This window comes from Bacillus sp. PAMC28748 (assembly GCF_014250415.1).
Lineage (GTDB): Bacteria > Bacillota > Bacilli > Bacillales > Bacillaceae > Bacillus > Bacillus licheniformis.
Genome location: NZ_CP060192.1, coordinates 637,303 through 657,768, shown reverse-complemented (window position 1 = coordinate 657,768; position 20,466 = coordinate 637,303). Strand labels below are relative to the sequence as shown.

Below are 20,466 nucleotides of genomic sequence, written 5' to 3'. Positions count from 1 at the left end.
ATGTATAAAACTAGAGGGCAAATAATAAGACTTACTCCTTATTATTTAGATGATCAAGTTCAAGTTTAATCAACCAAAAATTAGAAGTAACCGAAGAGCTTCTTTTTCTTGTATATGAATAATGAACTAATAAATTCACCTTTAAAATAAGTAGGAAAATAGAGGAGATTGGAATGAATAAGAAATTAAAAATAGCAAAAAGAAGAGCGAAGTTTTTATTAGAACCATTTAAAACATACACTAACAACAAGAATTTTAAACGCACTGTTGAATACACGAGAAATTTTAAGAAAAATAAAATCGACCCTCATATTATTTTCTATGAATCTTATCATGGAAAAGCAATGAATGACAATCCATATGCAATATTTAAGCATCTAGTAAACAATGAAGAATACAAAAATTTCACACACGTATGGGCGTTAAATGATCAGGACAATCCTTATGCCCAAAAGTATAAAGGCTTGAAAAATGTAAGGTTTGTTAAAGTTCATAGTGAGGAATATATTAAATATTTGACTAAGGCAAAATATTTAATTAATAATGTTACTTTTCCTACCTACTTTCAGAAGAAGGATGAACAAATCTATATTAATACTTGGCATGGAACTCCTCTTAAAACTCTTGGAAAAGATATGGAGGGGCCTATTGGCCAGCACAAAAATATCCAAAGGAACTTTTTGCATAGTGACTATATCTTATCTCCAAATAAATTCACTTCAGAGAAATTAATTGATTCTCATGATTTAGAAGGCCTTTACAATGGGGAGATCATCGAAGAGGGTTATCCAAGGATGGATTTAACCTTTAATACAGATAAAGAAGAACTTAGAAAAACATTAGAAAACATTATAGAACTTGATCCTGATAAAAAGATTGTCCTGTATGCACCTACTTGGAGAGGAGAAGTGGGAAGTGTCTCGAACATTAATGAAGAGCTATTTAAGCATATTTCGGAATTGAATGAAAAGATTCCGGATGATTATCAGCTAATATTAAAGGTCCATACCCTTTTATTTAAATACATTAAACATGATGAACAATTAATGAATAAATGTATTCCGGATTGTATAGATACAAATGAGTTATTATCACTTGTAGATATCCTGATAACAGATTATTCAAGTATTTTCTTTGATTATATGGCAACCAACAAACCAATTCTGTATTTTATGTATGATAAAGAGCAGTATCTGAAAAAAAGAGGCATGTACTTGGACGTTAATACACTAGCGGGCCCAATATGTAAAACAACTGATGAGCTTGCAAAATGTATCAAAAATATTGATTCTGTACAAGAACAATATCAGTCTGTGTATCAAGAAATGAATGAGATTTATATCAAAAGAGTTGGAGATTCTACTCAAAAGATAGTTGATATTATATTTAAAGGCAAACAAGAAAAGTCTGACTGTGTCTTTAATGTTAAAGAACCTCACAAAAAAAACATTTTGATTTATTGTGGCGGTTTCTTGAATAATGGTATTACATCTTCAGCTATAAATTTGTTAAACAATATAGACTACGAGAAGTATAATGTTGTTGTAATTGATAAAGGAAACTACGATAAAGAATCTTCTTACAATATAAGCAGGATAAATGCAAAGGCAAAGCGGGTATATCGAGTAGGAAGCATGAACTTAACCATAAAAGAATGGTATTTACATGGATTGATGAATAGAAGGGGTTACACCGAGGAATTAGCGAAAAGGAACCCTGAAAAGATTTTTCAGAGAGAAATAAATCGTATGTTGGGTAACGCTAGAATTGATATAGCGGTCGATTTTAGTGGATACGTACCTTTCTGGACAATGGTTATGGCTTTAGGGCAATTTTCTAAAAAAAGCATATATCAACATAATGATATGCTTGCTGAGACCGAAAAAATTATAAATGGTAAATATAAGCATAAGCGTAAATTAGGCATAGTCTTTTCTCTATATAAGTGCTTTAATAAAATCGTGTCTGTTGCAAAACATACTAGGGATTTAAACGCTGAAAATTTGGCACATTATGTTGATGCAAATAAGATGGTTTACGTTCATAACTCTTTAAATGTGGAAAAGATTATAGATTCTGTAGAAAATCATGGTTTTTCTATCGAGAGCTACGAGGGCCAAGATCATATTATCCAAAAGGAAGAAAAGCCAGGAATATTTAGTATGAAAGGGATTAGGCTTCCTAAACATAACGAAATCAACTTTGTAAACATGGGAAGGCTATCACCTGAAAAAGATCAAGAAAAGTTAATTAAAGCATTCTCTCAACTGATCAATAAATATAAAAATTTGAAAATGAAGCTTTATATTATAGGTGACGGTATTTTAAAGGAGACTCTGAGTGATCTAGTTGAAACACTGGGAGTAGAAGAAAGTGTTATATTCACTGGACAAATGAAAAATCCATTTTTCTTGATTAATAAAGCTGATTGTTTTGTTTTATCTTCTAATCATGAAGGCCAGCCAATGGTGTTGTTAGAAACGCTTGTACTAAATAAACCAATAATTGCTACTGATATTGCAGGGTCTAGAAGTATTTTAGAAGATGGATATGGAACGCTTGCTCCAAATAATGTAGATGGGCTTTTTTCTGAGATGGAAAAATTCGTGTTAGACAACTCGGAAGACAAGGGTAGTACATTAAATAAAGATTTAAATTATAATAGAAGATTCAAGAGATTTAACTATGAAGATTACAATCAGCAAGCAATGAAAATGTTTTATAGGGAAGTTTGTTCTGAGGAAGTTTAAGTAATGCTTGTTTAATTTGTGAACTTTAAGCCAGTACTATTAAAACTCTTCTTTTTACGACCTTAGCTCTTTTTTCTCTTTGGAGTTAAGGTCGTTTATTTATGACTTCTTGTTAAATTTACTTAAGGTATCATTTAAAGAACATCGTGTTGACATAAATTTGTCCGTGTGCTTTCTTAACTTAATGTATGTCTATTTAAAAACTAGAGGATATCATTACTTCCATCTTTTAAGCTTTAATTTACCACATTAAACAACGATAATATTCCCATATAATAGATAAGAATTCCCCTTTAAGTACACTCTCAGTGTTTTAAAGGGGAATTCTTTTTTCCTGATCAAATTCAAACAAACCAACGAATATGAAAAGGATACCAGGATAAATCATCAGCATTTTGGTTAGTGACTCTTAATAATTTCAGCCGACCATTGGGTTGTACTTGCCAGTATGCTAAACTGCCATGAGAAGAAACATTGGTATATTGAAAGTTTCGATCCGGTGCCATTTCTTTTGGGAATTCAATATATTCGCCTGACTTCCCTTTAGAAATCCCTTTAATAGCTCCAGATAATTCGACTTCATTTCCTATTTTTCTGATTCGAGGAAGAGTATCTTGTGCATAAACTTTTGCATTGTTTAATAACTTGATCTCGCTATAAATAAAACCACTATCATACTTGGAAGCCTGAGCTGAGTTAGTTAAGGCATTAGTCTGTGTATTCTTCATTTCCTCTATTTTATTTAAAGCTGACTCAAAATCTTTGACTAGCATATATTGTAATGACTTTTCATTCTCTAGAATAGTGTATCTTAAATGAATATCTTTTGTATTCAAGGGCTCAAATACTAGTTCTTCTTTAAAGCTTTCTTTATCAGTGGTTTTATAGAGATATGAGAATAAATCATCGGATGATAGTTTTAAATTCCTGTCTAATAGATATTTATAAGAATTTCTCCAATGTACACCAATAGTGTTTTCAGCATGCAATAAGGCAGGATTGTTAAACATTAGAGAGAGCCAATTCAATATATTTTTGTTTGTGAATTGATTGGTTGATCTATAAGGGAAATGAGCTAATTTCAGATTCAACTTCCCGTCTATTTTTTGTTTTCCCTTATAATAAACGTAATGGTTTCCATTCCCTATTTTATAATTTGTATAATCCTTTTGGTCTTGACAAATTAAAGATTTTGCCGATTGATACTTTTTTCTTCTATACTTTATCTTTTCTAAAACGTTTTCGTTAAACGAAACGTCTTCTAAATAAACGTACTCAAGCCTATCCATTTGATATACATTTCCTGGCTTAATGTTTTCTTTGATTTCAGATATATCTCCATAAATAAACTCGTCAGCATCCAAAAAAACAATTGCGTCAAAATTAAGTTCCTTGGAGATTTTGTGATATGCTTCAGTGGTTTTTTTATTTTGTTCAAATGAAGGGTCGTCATCCTCCCATAGAGTTAAAGGCAATCCTTCTTTCAATAGATTTTTTAATATTGTTCTAGTTTCATCATTTGGCCGATTAATCGAAATAAACATATGGTCGAGAAATTTTAAATTGTATCTAACGAAAACTTCTATAATATCAGCTTCATTCTTTACCATTGTAAAGGAAACAATAGTTCTTTTATCTTGACTGTATGATTTGTCCACTGTCGCATCTCCTTAATAGTTTTCGGCTAGTAAAAAAATTTGTTTTCTGCTTGGTCTTTTGTACTATCGCCTTCTTCTTATTCTATACAAAAAAGAGAAAATAACAAGTTTTAGGTGTGTTGAATTGTAATATGAAAAGGTTCCAAGATTGTACTTGAGTATCAAATATTCTGCAGATAAGCAAGGAGTAACCTTTAATAGTTAACAGGGGAACATTGGGATTTTTGGTATCATGCTTTGGTTGAGTCCAAAAGTGAAAAAAAAATCATTATCTGTTACAATAGAGAGCAGTGTTTATTTAGACTTTTTGTGAACCAAAACTAATATCTTAAGGAAGATTAGAATGAATGCATTAGTGAGAATACTGAAAGAGCAAGCAACGTCATTTTCTTTAATATTACGCTTGGCAGCTTACGAAACAAAATCAAAATACCAAATGAACTATTTGGGTGTGCTGTGGCAGTTGTTAAATCCACTCATCCAAATGCTGGCCTACTGGTTTGTTTTTGGGATCGGGATTAGAAAAAGCACTGATGTGGTTACAGGTATTGGTGAGGTGCCTTTTATCATTTGGATGCTAGCCGGTTTGATTCCGTGGTTTTTTATTAGCCCGACGATTCTAGATGGTTCAAACAGTGTATATAAGCGAATCAACATGGTGGCCAAAATGAATTTTCCAATCAGCTCTCTCCCTTCAGTAGCGATTGTGGCAAACCTGTTCAGCTATTTTGTGATGATGGCGATTTATATCATTGCATTAACAGCGTCTGGTATTTATCCAAGTCTTCATTGGATTGAATGCTTTTACTATTTTATCTGTATGGTTATATTTATGTTTGCATTTAGCTTGTTTAATTCAACCATTAGTGTACTTGTTAGGGACTATCAATTTTTGCTCCAATCTGTGACAAGGCTGCTGTTTTTTTTGTTGCCTATCTTTTGGGATATAGCACATCAGTTAGGGAAAGAGCATCCCGTTTTATTAACAGCTATCAAATTGAATCCACTTTTTTATATTTTAGACGGATTTAGAAACAGCTTTTTCGACGGAAGCTGGTTCTTCGAAGATATAACATATACGTTGTATTTCTGGGCTTTCACATTACTGCTCTTGACTGTAGGATCTGTCCTGCATATGAAATTCAGGGACAGGTTTGTTGACTTTCTTTAATACGTAAGGAGATTTTAACGATGAAACTAAAAGTTTCGTTTCGAAATGTTTCAAAACAGTATCAGCTTTATGAAAAACAATCGGATAAAATTAAAGGGCTGTTTTTTCCGAATAAGGATAAAGGTTTTTTTGCTGTTCGGAATGTCTCCTTTGACGTGTACGAAGGGGAGACGATCGGATTTGTAGGGATTAACGGATCGGGAAAATCGACGATGTCCAACCTGCTGGCAAAAATCATTCCGCCGACAAGCGGTGAAATCGAAATGAACGGGCAGCCTTCCCTGATTGCGATTTCCGCAGGATTAAACAATGCGCTGACGGGCAGAGACAACATTCGTCTCAAGTGCTTAATGATGGGGCTCACAAATAAAGAAATCGATGAGATGTATGACAGCATCGTTGAATTCGCAGAAATCGGCGAGTTTATCAATCAGCCGGTCAAAAGCTATTCCAGCGGAATGAAATCCCGGCTCGGCTTTGCGATCTCAGTGCATATCGATCCCGATATTTTAATTATTGACGAAGCGTTATCAGTAGGTGATCAAACCTTCTATGATAAATGTGTCGACAGAATTACCGAGTTTAAAAATCAAGGGAAAACCATATTCTTTGTCAGCCATTCAATCGGTCAAATTGAGAAAATTTGCGATCGGGTCGCCTGGATCGATAATGGCGAGCTTCGCATGTTTGATGACACAAAGACGGTCGTAAAGGAATATAAAGAATTTATCAGCTGGTTTAAAAAGCTTTCCAAAAAAGAGAAAGACAAATATAAAAAAGAGCAGTTAGCCAGCCGCAAACAGGTCTTGTCCGAAGAAGATCTGGCTCATCTCGAAAAAGACAAGAATAAACAAAAATCTTTGGCAAATATCATTCCGATTGCAGGTTTGTCCATCCTGGTCGTATTGGCTGCCGGAGCGATGTTTGTTTAAAAGGAAAGGCGCGTCATTTTGCAGATGGCATTATAAAAAGCTATTGGATATCGATCCAATAGCTTTTTTATTAAACTTCTTCTTTTGCCAGAAGGTCCTGCATAAATGGAATCAGCGAATCCTTCAGTTCGTCGTCCTGCATGGCAAATTCGAGAGTTGTCTGGATAAAACCGAGTTTTTCTCCAACGTCATAGCGTTTGCCTTCGAAGTCATAAGCGAATACGCGCTGGATTTCGTTTAACTTCTGAATCGCATCTGTCAGCTGGATCTCTCCGCCTGCGCCGATTTGCTGTTTATCTAAGTACATGAAAATTTCAGGAGTAAAGACATAGCGTCCCAAAATCGCAAGGTTAGACGGTGCTGTGCCCGGTTTTGGTTTTTCAACAAAGTTTTTGACCTGGTATAGGCGCCCTTCATTTGTCAAAGGATCAATGATCCCGTAGCGGTGCGTTTGGTCTTCAGGCACCTGCTGAACGCCGATTACGGATGAGAGAGTCTTTTCGTACTCGTCCATCAGCTGGCGAAGGCCAGGTTTTTCGGCTTGGACAATGTCGTCTCCAAGGAGCACTGCGAACGGCTCGTCTCCGATAAAGTTGCGGGCGCACCAAACGGCATGTCCGAGTCCTTTTGGTTCTTTTTGGCGAATATAGTGGATATCAGCGAGATTTGACGCTTTTTTCACTTTTTCAAGGAGTTCGGTTTTCCCTTTTTCCTCCAGGTTGCGTTCGAGCTCCGGCGAGAAATCGAAATGATCTTCAATCGCTCGTTTGCTTTTACCGGTTACGATGATAATGTCTTCAATGCCGGCTTCAACGGCTTCTTCAATAATATATTGAATGGTTGGCTTATCTACGATTGGAAGCATTTCCTTTGGCATCGCTTTCGTTGCAGGGAGGAAACGTGTTCCAAGGCCCGCTGCGGGAATGATCGCTTTACGAACTTTCTTCAATTCAATACACCTTCCTTAAACTGTGTTTTCTACTCAGCCAGAAAAAATACGCTTAGAAAAGCGGAGAGTATGCTGAATATATGTATGATATACCCCGAAAAATTACAATTACAAACTCATCATATAAGAAAAACAATTCTTAAACAAGTCTAAACAGGTATAAAGCGCAAAGATGTTATATAATGAAGGGAAATCTCATTCTTCAACAGGATGGTTTGCGGTTTGATCAACGGATGTTTTATGATGAGAATATCGTCCATAAGCAATCGATGGGCGGGATTAATTCCAACGAGAAAACACGGGCAAAGCGGTAATCAATCGATTCAGCAGACGATTCTTAAAAAAGCTGTTCATACAGAAAACAGGTGATAGAAAAATGAAGAAACTAAAAGTCATGACAGTATTCGGCACGCGCCCTGAAGCCATAAAAATGGCTCCGCTCGTGCTAGAATTAAGAAAATATCCCGAAATTGAGTCTTATGTGACGGTTACAGCCCAGCACAGGCAAATGCTTGACCAGGTGCTTGAAGCTTTTAACATAAAGCCTGATTTTGATTTGAATATCATGAAAGAAAGGCAAACGCTGGCTGAAATTACGTCTAATGCGCTTGTGAAGCTGGACGAGCTGTTTCAGTCTATCAAACCGGATATTGTGCTTGTCCACGGTGATACGACAACGACATTTGCGGGGAGTCTTGCCGCTTATTATCACCAGATTTCCGTCGGCCATGTAGAGGCGGGGCTCAGGACCGGAAACAAATACTCGCCGTTTCCAGAAGAGCTGAACAGGCAGCTGACGGGATCGATTGCCGATCTTCATTTTGCGCCGACAGAGCAGGCCGAACAGAATCTGCTCCGCGAAAATAAAGATCCTGAGACGATTTTCATCACTGGAAATACTGCAATCGATGCACTTCGCACAACAGTAAGGGACGGCTATTCACACCCCGTTCTTGAAAAAATCGGAAATGATAAGATGATCTTGCTTACCGCCCACCGCCGGGAAAATTTAGGGAAGCCGATGGAAAACATGTTTAAAGCGATCAGGCGGATCGTCGAAGAGTTCGACGGCGTCCAGGTCGTTTATCCCGTTCATCTCAATCCCGCTGTTCGTGAAGCGGCTGCAAAGCATTTCGGCGATTTGAATAAAGTCCACCTGATAGAGCCGCTCGAAGTCATCGATTTTCACAACTTTGCAGCTGAAGCTCACTTCATCCTCACCGACTCTGGAGGGGTGCAGGAAGAAGCGCCGTCGCTAGGAAAGCCGGTCCTCGTGCTTCGCGATACGACGGAACGGCCCGAAGGCGTCCAGGCCGGGACGCTTAAACTGGCAGGCACGGATGAAGATAAGATTTACCAGCTGACTAAACAGCTGTTGACCGATCAAGATGAATATCGAAAAATGTCCAGGGCTTCAAACCCGTACGGGGACGGACAGGCTTCGCGGCGAATTGCGGAGGCGCTGCTTTATCGGTACGGATACCGAAGCGCGCGGCCTGATGTGTTTAAAGATAAATAAAAAAGCTTCCTTTTCAGGAAGCTTTCAGCGGTGTCGACAAACCCTCGCATTCGTTGTCAGGCCTGCGCGTCGGTGCTCACGAATTCCAACATTCGCTGCGCTCCGATGCTCGGCCTTCCTAGACTGCAAGGGTTTTCAATCACGCTGAAAAGATGACAAAATCCCAAAACCAAAACCGTTTTGGTTTTGGTTTTGGGATTTTGTCAACAATATGAAAGCTTCCTTTTCAGGAAGCTTTTTTATTTATTAAGGCTTTCTTTCAGTTCGGCTGTAATGTCGGAAAGGGAACTTTCGTCGGCTTTGTAATAATAGATTCCGTTGATTTTTGTGCCGTCGCCTTTCAGCTCATGCTGAATGACTTTTGAGCGGGCTTCTTTATAGCCGGATTGGATATCCCACATATCGTCGAACGTGAGATTCGTTTTAACGTTGTTTTCGATCACTTTGAACATATCTCCGAATTTCGTGATGGATGATATATTGGCGCCTTTGTTAATGATACCTTCGATGACTTGACGCTGCCTGTTCTGGCGCCCGAAGTCGCCGTTCGGGTCCTCTTTCCTCATTCTCGTATAAGCGAGCGCTTCTTTTCCGTTCAGCGTAATCTCGCCTTTGCCGAATGAATATCCGTCGTAGTTGAAAGCGAATGTACTGTTTACAGTAATGCCGCCGAGCGTATCTACGACATCCTTGAAGCTTTCCATATTGACTTTGATAAAGTAGTCGACAGGAACATCGAGGAAGTTCTCAACCGTGTCTACCGTCATCTGAACGCCGCCGAATGCGTAGGAGTGGTTGATTTTATCCATCTTGCCTTTGCCGATAATTTCAGTATACGTATCCCTCGGGATGCTGACCATTTCAGTCGTTTTCGTTTTCGGATTCACCGTCATATAGATGAGGGAGTCTGCGCGCCCCTTATCACCGTCCCGTTCATCGACACCCATGAGAAGCACGGAAAACGGGTCATGGTTATCAATGTCAACAGCTGAATCGCGTTTTTTTGATTTGTTAATATTTTCATGAATGTTCGCTACAGTAGATGCCGCTTTATGCCATAAGTAATAGGCATAACTGCCTGTGCTGAGAACGAAAATGCCAATCAAAGCGATAATTGTATATAGAATTTTTTTCTTTTTCTTCCTCTTTTCAGCTCTCATATAGCCCTCACCTTTTAATAGTCTACTTTGATTATAAGTTTCTTAAAATTCGAAAACAACAAAAATTTATATGTGTCCTTTTGGATAGACGAAATCATTAGAAAAATGTTTCAAAAAAACCAATCAATCTGCAAAATTTTTCGCTATAATTAAAGAATCTGTTGGAATTTGTCGATAAAAAGGGAGAGGTGAAGAAGATGAAAAAACTCATAGTTCTAACATTATCAATGCTGCTTTTGTTGTCAGCCTGCGGCACTTCGGGCCAATCGGAGGACAAGTCAAGCTCAGACAATAAAAATGCGGCCTCTGAAGAAACCGTCACTAAAGAAGGTTCATTCGCGGGGTTGGCTGACAGCCACACAATTGCGGTGAACATTGACGGCAAAGAAACAACGCTTCAAGTCGATGAAGATCTTCAGGACAAAGTCAATTCCATTGAAGAAGGCAAAAAAGTCGAAGTCCAATATACAAAAGGTGAAAATGGCGTTTTGGAGCTGAAAAGCATCGAAACAAAATAAAGAGCTGAATCAAGGGGGTACATAACGTTTTGAAAAAGATGAAGCTTCTGCTTCTGTCGTCAGTAACTGCCGCAGCTCTGATGTTTACACAATCTGCCCAGGCTGCCGACAAAACCATTTCGGTAAAGTTAAGCAATTATTTGGGCAATAAATCAAGCGTTGATGTCGACATTACCGGCGCATACGAAATCCCGGGCTCGGGAATCGCCGCGACAGAGCGGTACGGCGGGGCGACCCGCTTCGATGTGGCAAACAATGTCGCATCTGCCGGATGGACGAACCCGAGCACTGTCGTGGTTGTCAATCGGGACGCTTTTGCGGACGCGCTTTCTGCAACTCCGCTTGCAAAGAAGTACGATGCGCCGATTCTATTAACGGATGCGGGTACGCTGACGGCGAAAACCGAAACTCAAATTGCCAAGATGAAGCCTGATAATATCTTAATTATCGGGGGAACAACGAGCGTTTCCAAAAATGTTGAAAACACGCTGAAAAAGTATGGGGCAATTGACCGCATCGGCGGCGCCAACCGCTATGATGTGTCCAAAAACATCGCGAGCCGGATGGGGTCCTACAGCCAAGCGATTGTTGCCACCGGCTTAGTCTTTTCCGACGCTCTGTCTATCGCGCCTTATGCGGCAATGAACGGTTATCCGATACTGCTCTCAGGGAATAATACAATCCGAAGCGATTACAATATTCCGAGCAAGGTTACGATCGTCGGCGGTCCGTTGAGTGTCAGCACAGGCGTTGAAAACACATTAAAGAAAAAAGCGGCTGTTACCCGCATCGGCGGAGCGAACAGATACGAAGTGTCAGCGAACATTGTCAACACGCTTAACATGAACGCATCAAAGGTTTTCATGTCTAATGGAACGACTTTTGCGGATGCGCTGGCCGGTTCCGTCCTTGCTGCCAAACAAAAGCATCCTTTGCTGCTTGTCCAAGCGGGCAGCCTGCCGACACCTGTTGCAGATGTAGTCGCGAAAAAAGGAACACAGTCTTTTGCTTTGCTTGGGGGGACCACCTCGATCACGGATTCATTGAAAAATAGCCTGGCAGATATGTTTACCGGAGACGGATACTCTGTTAACGTGTCGAGCGGAAAGCTTGTGCTCTATAAAAATAATAGAGCCGTCAAAACGCTTGGAACGTCATTTACGGCATCACCTAAAAAATATTCGACGTCAAATTCCATCAGCATCAACGGAAGGCCTTATTTAGGCAAGATGAAGTTTACGATTGAATCAAGCAAATATGTTCGGCCGATAAACGAAAACATTCCGTTCGAAGATTATTTAAAAGGTGTTGTGCCGCACGAAATGCCGGCAAGCTGGCAGACGGAAGCGTTAAAAGCCCAAGCGGTGGCGGCGAGAACTTATTCGGTCGGTTCCGCAGGAAAAGTAGTGGCCGATACGCAGGCGTTTCAAGTATACGGAGGATACGACTGGAATTCGAAGACATCCAGCGTTGTAAATGCCACAAAAGGACAAGTTTTAAAATATAACGGCAATTTGATTTCAGCCGTTTACTCGTCAAGCAACGGGGGATATACGGAAGCAAGCGCAGAGGTATGGGGCGGCAGTGTGCCATATTTAATTGCCAAAGCGGATACATATGACCCGCAAAACAGCTGGTCGATTTCCTTGAATAGGACGCAGATCAATACCAGCGGCTTAAACCTGAGCAGCCCTGGCACATGGTGGAATACGACAAATGAAACGAACTCCGCCTATTTGTCTGGACTGAAAAGCTGGTTTATTACCAATAAATATCCTAGTGCAGAATCTATTAAGATTACGAAAATCTCAAGCCTGACCCTGAGCAGCGCAAAAACTGCCGGTCAGCGGCCGAAAACAGCAGAGGTGAAGTTTTCTTACTTTGTTAAAGAAAAATCAAATGGCTATGTTCTATCAAACGGAAAACTTTCAGAAAAAACAGCGACGATTTCCGTGACGACGACTCAATTAAGATCGATGCTGGGCGGCATGAATATGAAGAGCACGTATGCTTCTGTATCCAGCAATACGAACGCTTTTACTCTCAGCGGTAAAGGATTCGGACACGGCATCGGCATGAGTCAGTACGGAGCAAATGCCAGAGCTGCTGCCGGGCACGATTACAAGAAGATTTTAAGTTTCTACTATCCAAATACGACTCTATCAAGCTATTAATAGAGTTTGAACAGGAGGCAGCAGTGCCTCCTCTGTTCATGTTCAGGGGAAAACATAACATTTACATTTTTGGAGGTTATTTTTTTGAGGGTTTTTCTTAAAGCTGTACCTATGTTGTTGTTAGGGTTCTTTTTGTTTGTGCCTAATGTATTTGCGGCCAACTCTGTCACAAGATTAGACGGTGCAAACCGATATGAGGTTGCGGTGAACGTTTCCAAGCAGGGGTGGACAAGTGCAAGCACTGTGATTGTTGCAAATGGAAAGGCATATGCAGACGTCCTTTCAGCGACTCCATTTGCCTATCGAAACAACGCGCCTGTTCTATTAACGGAAGCGTCTAAACTGCCAACGGCCACTAAAAACCGAATCAGTCAATTAAAACCTAGCAAAGTGATCGTAATCGGCGGAACCGTCAGCGTTCAAAACGGTGTCGTAAGCGAGATCAAAAAGCTTGGTGTGTCATCTGTCGAACGCATCGGCGGAGCGAATCGCTACGAGGTTGCGGCGAATATTGCGAATAAGCTGCCGAGCAATTCGAAAGCTGTCATCGCAAACGGGACGGCCTATGCTGACAGCCTTGCGATCGGCGCATATGCCGCGAGAAACGGCATCCCGATTCTTTTAACATCGTCGAATTCCATACCGACAGCGACAAAAAATGCGATGAAGAGCAAAGGAACAACATCGACCATTGTCGTAGGCGGTGATGTCAGCATCTCCAGCAGCGTTTACAAACAGCTTGCTTCTCCGACGCGGATCGGCGGCAGCAACCGCTATGAAGTCGCGGCCAATGTCGTCAAGAAATATTATTCTTCTGCCAAGAATGCAATCATCAGCAACGGCTATGCGTATGCCGACGGATTAACAGGATCTGTTCTGGCGGCTAAGCAAAACCGTCCGATGATGTTCACGAATGCATCATCTTTGCCGACACCGACAAGAGAAGTGATCGGTTCCAAAAACATGACGACGTTTACTGTGCTTGGCGGAACGGTTTCTCTTCAATCCAATGTCGTGTCACAGCTGAAGAATCCGATCGTCGGCAAAAAAATCTTCATTGATGCAGGGCACGGAGGTACAGACAGCGGTGCCGTCGGCAACGGTTTATATGAGAAAAGCGTGAACCTTGATGTTGCAAAATTAATTAATACGAAACTATCAAACGGCGGTGCTCTGCCAATTATGGCGAGAACGAACGACACTTACCTGACGCTCGCACAGCGCGTGTCAAAAGCGCAGTCAAATCATGCGGATTTGTTTGTCAGCATCCATGCAAACTCGGCAACGCCAGCTGCTTCCGGAACAGAAACCTACTATTATACAACATATGAATCTGCCAACAGCAAACGGCTGGCAACCGAGATTCAAAACCGTCTCTATGTTGCATTGAATACAAAAAACCGCGGTGTAAAGATCGGCAACTTCCATGTCATCAGGGAATCAAAAATGCCAAGCTGCCTTGTTGAACTTGCGTTTATCAGCAATGTAAGCGATGCGACAAAACTCAAAAGCTCGACTTACAAAGAAAAAGGCGCTAAAGCGATTTACGACGGAATCGTTGCTTATTATTAAAATATAAACAGAAAACTCGTTTTTCGAAAAATTGCCTATGCTGCCTTTGTTTTGTCTTTATTATATAGTATGATATTTTTGGTGAAATTAAAGATAAAACGGAGGCGGTGCATTTTTAACAAAAAATCAACGAATTTACTAATTTTAATAACTCCTTTACATTGTGTTTACGTTCGTATGCTACACTGACGAATAGATCAAACAGTAACATACTAATCGAGGTGTATGCTAGTGAGTATCGACAAAAGTTTAAGAATGTACAATGAATATTCAAGCCAGCAAACTTATTCCTGTGCTCTATCTAAAAAAGCAGTACGTTATTTATATATGAAACGGATAATGGATATCGTCCTTTCCTTGATTGGGCTCGCTCTTACACTGCCGTTTATTCTGCTGTTTTGTATATTAATCTGTATCGAAACACCGGGTTCTCCGTTATACCGGCAGGAACGCGTCGGAAAAGACGGGAAGCATTTCAAGGTGATCAAGCTGCGTTCTATGAGAATTGACGCAGAAAAATCCGGTGCGAAATGGGCTCAGAAGGATGATCCGCGCATCACTGCAGTCGGGTCTTTTATAAGAAGAACAAGAATCGATGAACTTCCGCAGTTGATCAATGTGCTGGCCGGAGACATGAGCATTGTGGGGCCAAGGCCTGAAAGACCGATGTTTACCGCTCAGTTTCACCACGAAATTCCGGGATTTAAAAACCGCTTAATCGTTAAGCCGGGTTTAACGGGACTTGCGCAGGTGAACGGAGGCTATGATATCAGTCCGAGAGAAAAATTGGTGCACGATCTGTATTACATTCGGAATTTAACGTTTCTTCTCGATTTGAAGGTTATGCTGAAAACGATTAAAGTAGTATTGACTGGCGAAGGAGCCAGATAATACGAGGAAGTTAGGAATATGCTATGTCTACCATTACGAAACAAATATTAAGCGGTGCAAAATGGACAAGTGTTTCAACTTTGATCGTCACGGTCATTCAAATTATACAGTTTGCACTGCTCGGCAATATCATGACAATTGCCGAATTCGGTTTGGTCGGAATGCTGACCACCGTAACGATTTTCACACAAATTGTACTCGATATGGGATTCGGGGCCGCTTTAATTCAAAAGGAGAACATCAGTGAACGCCAATTATCGACCTTGTATTGGCTGAATATCCTAACGGGCATCCTTTTGTTTATCGGCCTCTTTTTCCTGAGTCCGTTCATCGCAGACTTTTATCAGCGGGACGAACTTGTTTTTCTAGTGCGGATTTTGGCCGTCATGTTTTTAATCGCCCCGGTCGGCCAGCAGTATCAATATATGCTGCAAAAAGATCTGAAGTTTAATGTGCTGAGCAAAATAGAAGCGGGAGTCACCGTTTTGTCTTTTGTGCTCCTGCTCGTTTTGGTTTTTCTGATGGATCCGATTGTGGCCTATGCATTGTCACAAGTTTTTCTTAATTCGGTTAAAGGCATCATGTTTTTTGCTGTATATTTAAAAAAATGGCGTCCTTCTTTCGTCTTTGCATTGGGGGAAGTGAAAGAATTTTTCTCGTTCGGCGCGTTTCAGCTTGCTTCAAGGCTTGTAAACAGGCTTGGCGCCAATATCGACATGATTTTAATCGGGCGGTTTCTCGGTGCGGAAGCATTGGGAATCTATAACCTGGCGTATCAGATTATTACGATTCCCGTATTAAAAATCAATCCGATCGTAACAAGGGTAGCGTTTCCTGTCTTCTCAAAGAATCAAGGGGACAACCAAACGCTGCGCGAAGGCTTTTTAAATATGACAAAGCTTCTCGCGCTGATTTCATTCCCGCTCCTGATCGGACTGACGACTGTTTCAGATTTATTTGTTGAAGTCGTCTTCGGAGAAAAATGGCTGCAGGCCGTACCGGTTCTGAACATCCTCGCGATTGTCGGGCTGCTCAGGGTTCTGATGAATCCGAACGGATCGGTTTTGCTGGCGAAGGGGCGAGCAGACCTGGCATTTTATTGGGACAGCGGGATCATGCTCCTTTATGGGCTGTCTCTTTACGCGGCGGTATTAACGAATGATTTGACGATCACCGCCTGGACATATGCAGCGATCAGCCTGGTCAATTTCTTTATCGGCAGATGGCTGCTCAAATATGTCATCCAGCTGAAGCTGGGCGAATATTTCAGAACCGTTGGAAAACCGCTGGCCTTGACGCTGCTCATGGCATTGCTGGCTCTTGTCTTGAGCGTCGGCAGCAGACATCTGCTTCACGGCGCCATGCTTCAGCTGGCAGTTTCCGTCGGGATCAGCGGGATTTTTTACGGTTTTCTGGTCGGCAAATTTTATCGGCGGGCTATGAGGGCCCAATTAGGAAGATGACAGCAGAAAGGGCGGTTCATCATTGAAGGTTCTTTGGATTACCAGCGTTTATCCAAGCAGTCAAAGGCCGGGAGAAGGCGTTTTTCATGAAACACAGGTTCAGGCGCTGCAGATGCAGGGCGTTGATGTGACGGTCATATGTCCATTGCCTGTGAATCCTGCTCCTCTCAGGCTGCTGAAAAAAAAATACCGTCAAGTGCGAACAGTCCCGGAATATGAAGAAAGAAAAGGCATCCCGGTTTACAGGCCGCCGTATACGGCTTTGCCTGGACAGCTAAAATGGGCTCAGCCGCATCGCCGGATCGCAAAGTCTGTATTGAGGACGATCGAGAAGCACGGGCTTGCGCCGGATCTTATCCATGCCCATTTCGCGATGCCATCCGGGGGTGCCGCTGCCGTTGTTTCACAGAAGCTGAAGGTTCCTTATGTTCTGACTTTGCACGGAAGCGATGTCAATATTTATCCCCATTACAGCAAAGGCGCTTTTCGAGCATTTGAAACAGCTGTGCATTCCGCAGCAAAAGTATTGGCTGTCAGCGAAGCGCTGAAAGCCAAAACGAAAGAAATGACCGGTGCTGAAAGCTCGGTGCTTCCTATTGGAGTCAACCTGGACCGGTTTCAAAAGCCCTCCGCTTCAACACTTGAATTGAGGGAGAAACTCGGCCTGCCGCAAGACAAAAAGTTGCTGACGTTCGTCGGCCGCTTGGTGAAGGGAAAGGGAGTAGCCGAGCTGGCAGAAGCGGTCAGGCAGCTTGATGACAGCTACAGAGCTGTATTCATCGGCGACGGACCGGAGAAGCAGAACATCCGTCAAATCGCCGGTGAAAAAGCAGTATTGACGGGGCAGGTCGCAAACCATGAGATATCAGAATATCTGGCTGCATCAGATCTGTTTGTGCTCCCTTCGTATTCTGAAGGGATGCCGACTGTTGTCATTGAAGCGCTCGCTCTCAAGGTTCCGGTGCTTTGTACGGCGGTCGGGGGGGTTCCGTCTTTATTCGGAAAGCATGAACACCTTCTGATCAAGCCGCACTCGGCTTCCAGCATAACAGAAGCTGTCAAGGGATATTTGGAAGGCGGCAATTGGCAAGAAGCCATCGCTGAAGAGCTGTATCAAACGGTGCACGAGGATTATGACGCCTTTAAAAATGCCGGAAAGCTGCTGGATGTGTATGGGGATGTTGTCAAGAACAAAAATTAAGTTGGGGTCTGTCGGTTAATATGCGTATGAATGTTGAATATAATACTGTTTAAACCCATTTATTTGCGTCTAAGCTAATAAAAATAAGGATTGGGAAAACGAAAAACCCAGATTTTTTCAATAGAAAGAGATAAAGATCATTACCTAAATCAAGCTATTGGATTTGAAGGGTCAGCTGAAAGAAGGGAATGATAATGTTGAAAAGAATCGCTGTCATTGGAACGGGATATGTCGGGCTGGTGTCTGGAACTTGTTTTGCCGAAGTGGGAAACTCGGTTGTCTGCTGCGATATTGATGCTGAAAAAATAAGAGGACTCTCAGCCGGAGTGATGCCGATTTATGAAAACGGCCTAAAAGAACTTGTGGATAAAAACGTAAACGAAAATCGCTTATTTTTCTCTACTGATATTCCAAAAGCGATTGAAGAAGCTGAGATTATTTATATTGCAGTCGGTACACCGATGTCGGAAACAGGGGAAGCGGATCTGACATTTGTTAAATCCGTTGCCGAAATGATCGGGAAGCACCTGAACGGCTATAAAGTCATCGTCAACAAAAGCACTGTCCCTGTTGGAACAGGAAAGCTCGTACAAGCCATTATAGAACGCAATTCAAAAGGGGAATTCCCTTTCGACGTCGTGTCGAATCCGGAATTCCTTCGTGAAGGAACAGCTATTTACGATACGATGAATATGGAAAGAGCAGTCATCGGCGCGACAAGCGAAAAGGCTGCTGCCATTATTGAAGAGCTTCATAAGCCATTTCAAACGAAAATCGTCAAGTCTAACCTTGAAAGTGCAGAAATGATTAAATACGCTGCAAATGCATTTTTGGCTACAAAGATCTCGTTCATTAATGATATCGCGAATATTTGCGAAAGGGTCGGAGCTGATGTATCCAAGGTGTCTGAAGGCGTCGGACTCGACAGCAGAATCGGCAGTAAATTTTTAAAAGCCGGAATCGGCTTTGGCGGCTCTTGCTTCCCTAAAGACACGATGGCTTTATTGCAAATCGCGAAGTCAGTCGGTTATCCTTTTAAATTGATTGAAGCTGTCATCGAGACGAATCAAAAGCAGCGCGCCCACATTGTGCAAAAGCTCCTTGATGTGTTCGGCGATTTAAACGGCATGACCATTTCGGTTCTTGGGCTGGCATTCAAGCCGAATACTAACGATATGCGCTCGGCGCCGTCTCTGGATGTCATTCCGATGCTGAGAAGCCTCGGTGCTAAAGTCAAAGCGTTTGATCCGATTGCTGTACCTGAAGCAGAAAAGCTTCTCGGCGATCAAGCCGTTTACAGCGAAGATCTGTATGAGACGATTCAGGATACGGATGCGTGCGTCATATTGACGGAGTGGCCGGAAGTACAGAACATGGATATTGCCAAACTTAAGTCTGCTTTGAAAAACCCCGTCTTAATCGATGGAAGAAATATATTTGAAATTGAACAAATGAGAAACGAAGGCATGATCTACCATTCAATCGGACGGCCGGAAGTACAGGGAGAAGGAATCCTGACCAACGTATAAACAACGGGGGGATAACAATGGAAAAAGTACTAGTGACAGGCGGATGCGGATTTATCGGCTCGCATATTGCTGAACAGCTTCTAAAAGAAAATTACCGGGTTTCAATTCTTGATAATTTAACTACGGGACACCGCTCCAACATTGACGGTCTCCCAATTGACTTTTATGAGCAGGATATCACGAAGCCGGAAGTCATCGACGTCATCAAAAGCATTGATCCCGATTATATTGTTCATTTAGCTGCACAAGTAAGCGTAGCGGAGTCTGTCAGCGATTTTTTAAATGATGAAAACATCAATATCAGAGGATCGCTCCATATCATTAAAGCAGCTGGTGAATGCAATGTGAAAAAGATCGTCTTTGCATCATCAGCGGCTGTTTATGGAAATCCGGATTACCTGCCTGTCGACACCCGTCACCAAACAAACCCAGGCTCACCCTACGGGCTGACGAAGCTTACAGTGGAGAACTATTTAAAACTGGCTTATGATCTATATGGAACCGAGTATTGCATTTTGCGGTACAGCAACGTGTACGGGCCGCGCCAGGATGCAAAAGGAGAGGGCGGCGTTGTATCGATTTTCTCCGATTTGCTGACCAGCGGCAAGGCTCCGGTAATTTTTGGAGACGGAGAACAATCACGCGATTTTATTTATGTCGGTGATGTAGCTTGTGCCAACGTAAAGGCGCTAAAAGCTCAATCAAACGTTTGTTTAAATGTTTCAAACGGCTTTTCCATCACGGTCAATGAGCTGTTTACAGAGATGAAAAAAGCGACGAACTCTGAGCTTTCTCCGATTTATCAAGATGAACGGCCGGGGGATATCCGCCACAGCACACTGTGTAATGAAGAAACAAAGAAAATCTTAAACTGGGAACCAAAAATGCCGCTTGCTGAAGGACTGGAAAAGACCATTTCATATTATAAAAAAGAAATGAATACGTAAATCACTGGCTGCTGGCTGATGTCGGCAGCCCT

The 20,466-nt window shown here is 41.7% G+C and carries 14 protein-coding genes and 1 pseudogene; 12 read left to right on the top strand and 3 right to left on the bottom strand.

What is annotated here, in order from left to right; translation table 11 throughout:
- Positions 1 to 173: 173 nt before the first annotated feature.
- Positions 174 to 2,750 carry a glycosyltransferase gene (locus H7F26_RS03500; protein ID WP_003185781.1) on the top strand — a complete coding sequence of 859 codons (2,577 nt, stop codon included), beginning with the start codon at positions 174 to 176 and terminating at the stop codon, positions 2,748 to 2,750.
- 344 nt (positions 2,751 to 3,094) lie between these two features.
- Here H7F26_RS03500 and H7F26_RS21855 read toward each other — a convergent pair whose 3' ends face one another.
- Positions 3,095 to 4,408, bottom strand: a complete 1,314-nt coding sequence (locus H7F26_RS21855) for a glycosyltransferase family 2 protein (RefSeq protein WP_003185780.1) — start codon at positions 4,406 to 4,408, stop codon at positions 3,095 to 3,097.
- Positions 4,409 to 4,751: 343 nt separating this feature from the next.
- Between H7F26_RS21855 and H7F26_RS03485 the strand changes: the two genes are divergently transcribed.
- Together H7F26_RS03485 and tagH are read left to right on the top strand one after the other, a co-directional pair.
- Positions 4,752 to 5,579: an ABC transporter permease gene (locus tag H7F26_RS03485; RefSeq protein ID WP_003185777.1), complete on the top strand. Its 828-nt coding sequence runs from the start codon at positions 4,752 to 4,754 to the stop codon at positions 5,577 to 5,579.
- A 20-nt stretch (positions 5,580 to 5,599) separates the two neighbouring features.
- Positions 5,600 to 6,505 (top strand): annotated as a pseudogene (tagH, locus tag H7F26_RS03480) (teichoic acids export ABC transporter ATP-binding subunit TagH); the annotation flags it as partial.
- Positions 6,506 to 6,581: 76 nt separating this feature from the next.
- Here tagH and galU read toward each other — a convergent pair.
- The gene (gene galU, locus H7F26_RS03475) at positions 6,582 to 7,460 is read right to left on the bottom strand and encodes a UTP--glucose-1-phosphate uridylyltransferase GalU (RefSeq protein WP_003185768.1); all 879 of its coding nucleotides are present in this window, start codon (positions 7,458 to 7,460) and stop codon (positions 6,582 to 6,584) included.
- 376 nt (positions 7,461 to 7,836) lie between these two features.
- On the opposite strand from galU, the gene wecB reads away from it, so the two are divergent.
- Positions 7,837 to 8,979: a non-hydrolyzing UDP-N-acetylglucosamine 2-epimerase gene (gene wecB / locus H7F26_RS03470; RefSeq protein WP_011198359.1), complete on the top strand. Its 1,143-nt coding sequence runs from the start codon at positions 7,837 to 7,839 to the stop codon at positions 8,977 to 8,979.
- 239 nt (positions 8,980 to 9,218) lie between these two features.
- Here the strand turns inward: wecB and H7F26_RS03465 are convergent, their stop codons facing one another.
- Positions 9,219 to 10,139 carry a polyisoprenyl-teichoic acid--peptidoglycan teichoic acid transferase TagU gene (locus H7F26_RS03465; protein ID WP_011198358.1) on the bottom strand — a complete coding sequence of 307 codons (921 nt, stop codon included), beginning with the start codon at positions 10,137 to 10,139 and terminating at the stop codon, positions 9,219 to 9,221.
- Positions 10,140 to 10,336: 197 nt separating this feature from the next.
- Between H7F26_RS03465 and H7F26_RS03460 the strand changes: the two genes are divergently transcribed.
- The 8 genes from H7F26_RS03460 (at position 10,337) to H7F26_RS03425 (ending at position 20,434) form a co-directional block, all read left to right on the top strand.
- Positions 10,337 to 10,657 (top strand): hypothetical protein, encoded by a 321-nt coding sequence (locus tag H7F26_RS03460; protein WP_003185762.1) that lies wholly within the window; start codon positions 10,337 to 10,339, stop codon positions 10,655 to 10,657.
- A 29-nt stretch (positions 10,658 to 10,686) separates the two neighbouring features.
- Positions 10,687 to 12,831: a SpoIID/LytB domain-containing protein gene (locus tag H7F26_RS03455; RefSeq protein ID WP_003185760.1), complete on the top strand. Its 2,145-nt coding sequence runs from the start codon at positions 10,687 to 10,689 to the stop codon at positions 12,829 to 12,831.
- Positions 12,832 to 12,915: 84 nt separating this feature from the next.
- Positions 12,916 to 14,403 carry an N-acetylmuramoyl-L-alanine amidase gene (locus H7F26_RS03450; RefSeq protein ID WP_061565903.1) on the top strand — a complete coding sequence of 496 codons (1,488 nt, stop codon included), beginning with the start codon at positions 12,916 to 12,918 and terminating at the stop codon, positions 14,401 to 14,403.
- A gap of 231 nt (positions 14,404 to 14,634) precedes the next feature.
- Positions 14,635 to 15,294 (top strand): sugar transferase, encoded by a 660-nt coding sequence (locus H7F26_RS03445; protein WP_003185754.1) that lies wholly within the window; start codon positions 14,635 to 14,637, stop codon positions 15,292 to 15,294.
- 23 nt (positions 15,295 to 15,317) lie between these two features.
- Complete coding sequence (gene tuaB / locus H7F26_RS03440; protein WP_003185752.1) at positions 15,318 to 16,757, top strand: teichuronic acid biosynthesis protein TuaB; 1,440 nt, start codon at positions 15,318 to 15,320, stop codon at positions 16,755 to 16,757.
- Between the two features lie 22 nt (positions 16,758 to 16,779).
- Positions 16,780 to 17,958, top strand: coding sequence for a teichuronic acid biosynthesis protein TuaC (tuaC, locus tag H7F26_RS03435; RefSeq protein WP_003185750.1), 1,179 nt, complete (start codon positions 16,780 to 16,782; stop codon positions 17,956 to 17,958).
- Positions 17,959 to 18,155: 197 nt separating this feature from the next.
- Positions 18,156 to 19,487: a UDP-glucose 6-dehydrogenase TuaD gene (tuaD, locus tag H7F26_RS03430; RefSeq protein WP_011198356.1), complete on the top strand. Its 1,332-nt coding sequence runs from the start codon at positions 18,156 to 18,158 to the stop codon at positions 19,485 to 19,487.
- A 17-nt stretch (positions 19,488 to 19,504) separates the two neighbouring features.
- Positions 19,505 to 20,434, top strand: coding sequence for an NAD-dependent epimerase/dehydratase family protein (locus tag H7F26_RS03425; RefSeq protein WP_009329677.1), 930 nt, complete (start codon positions 19,505 to 19,507; stop codon positions 20,432 to 20,434).
- The last annotated feature ends 32 nt before the right edge of the window (positions 20,435 to 20,466 follow it).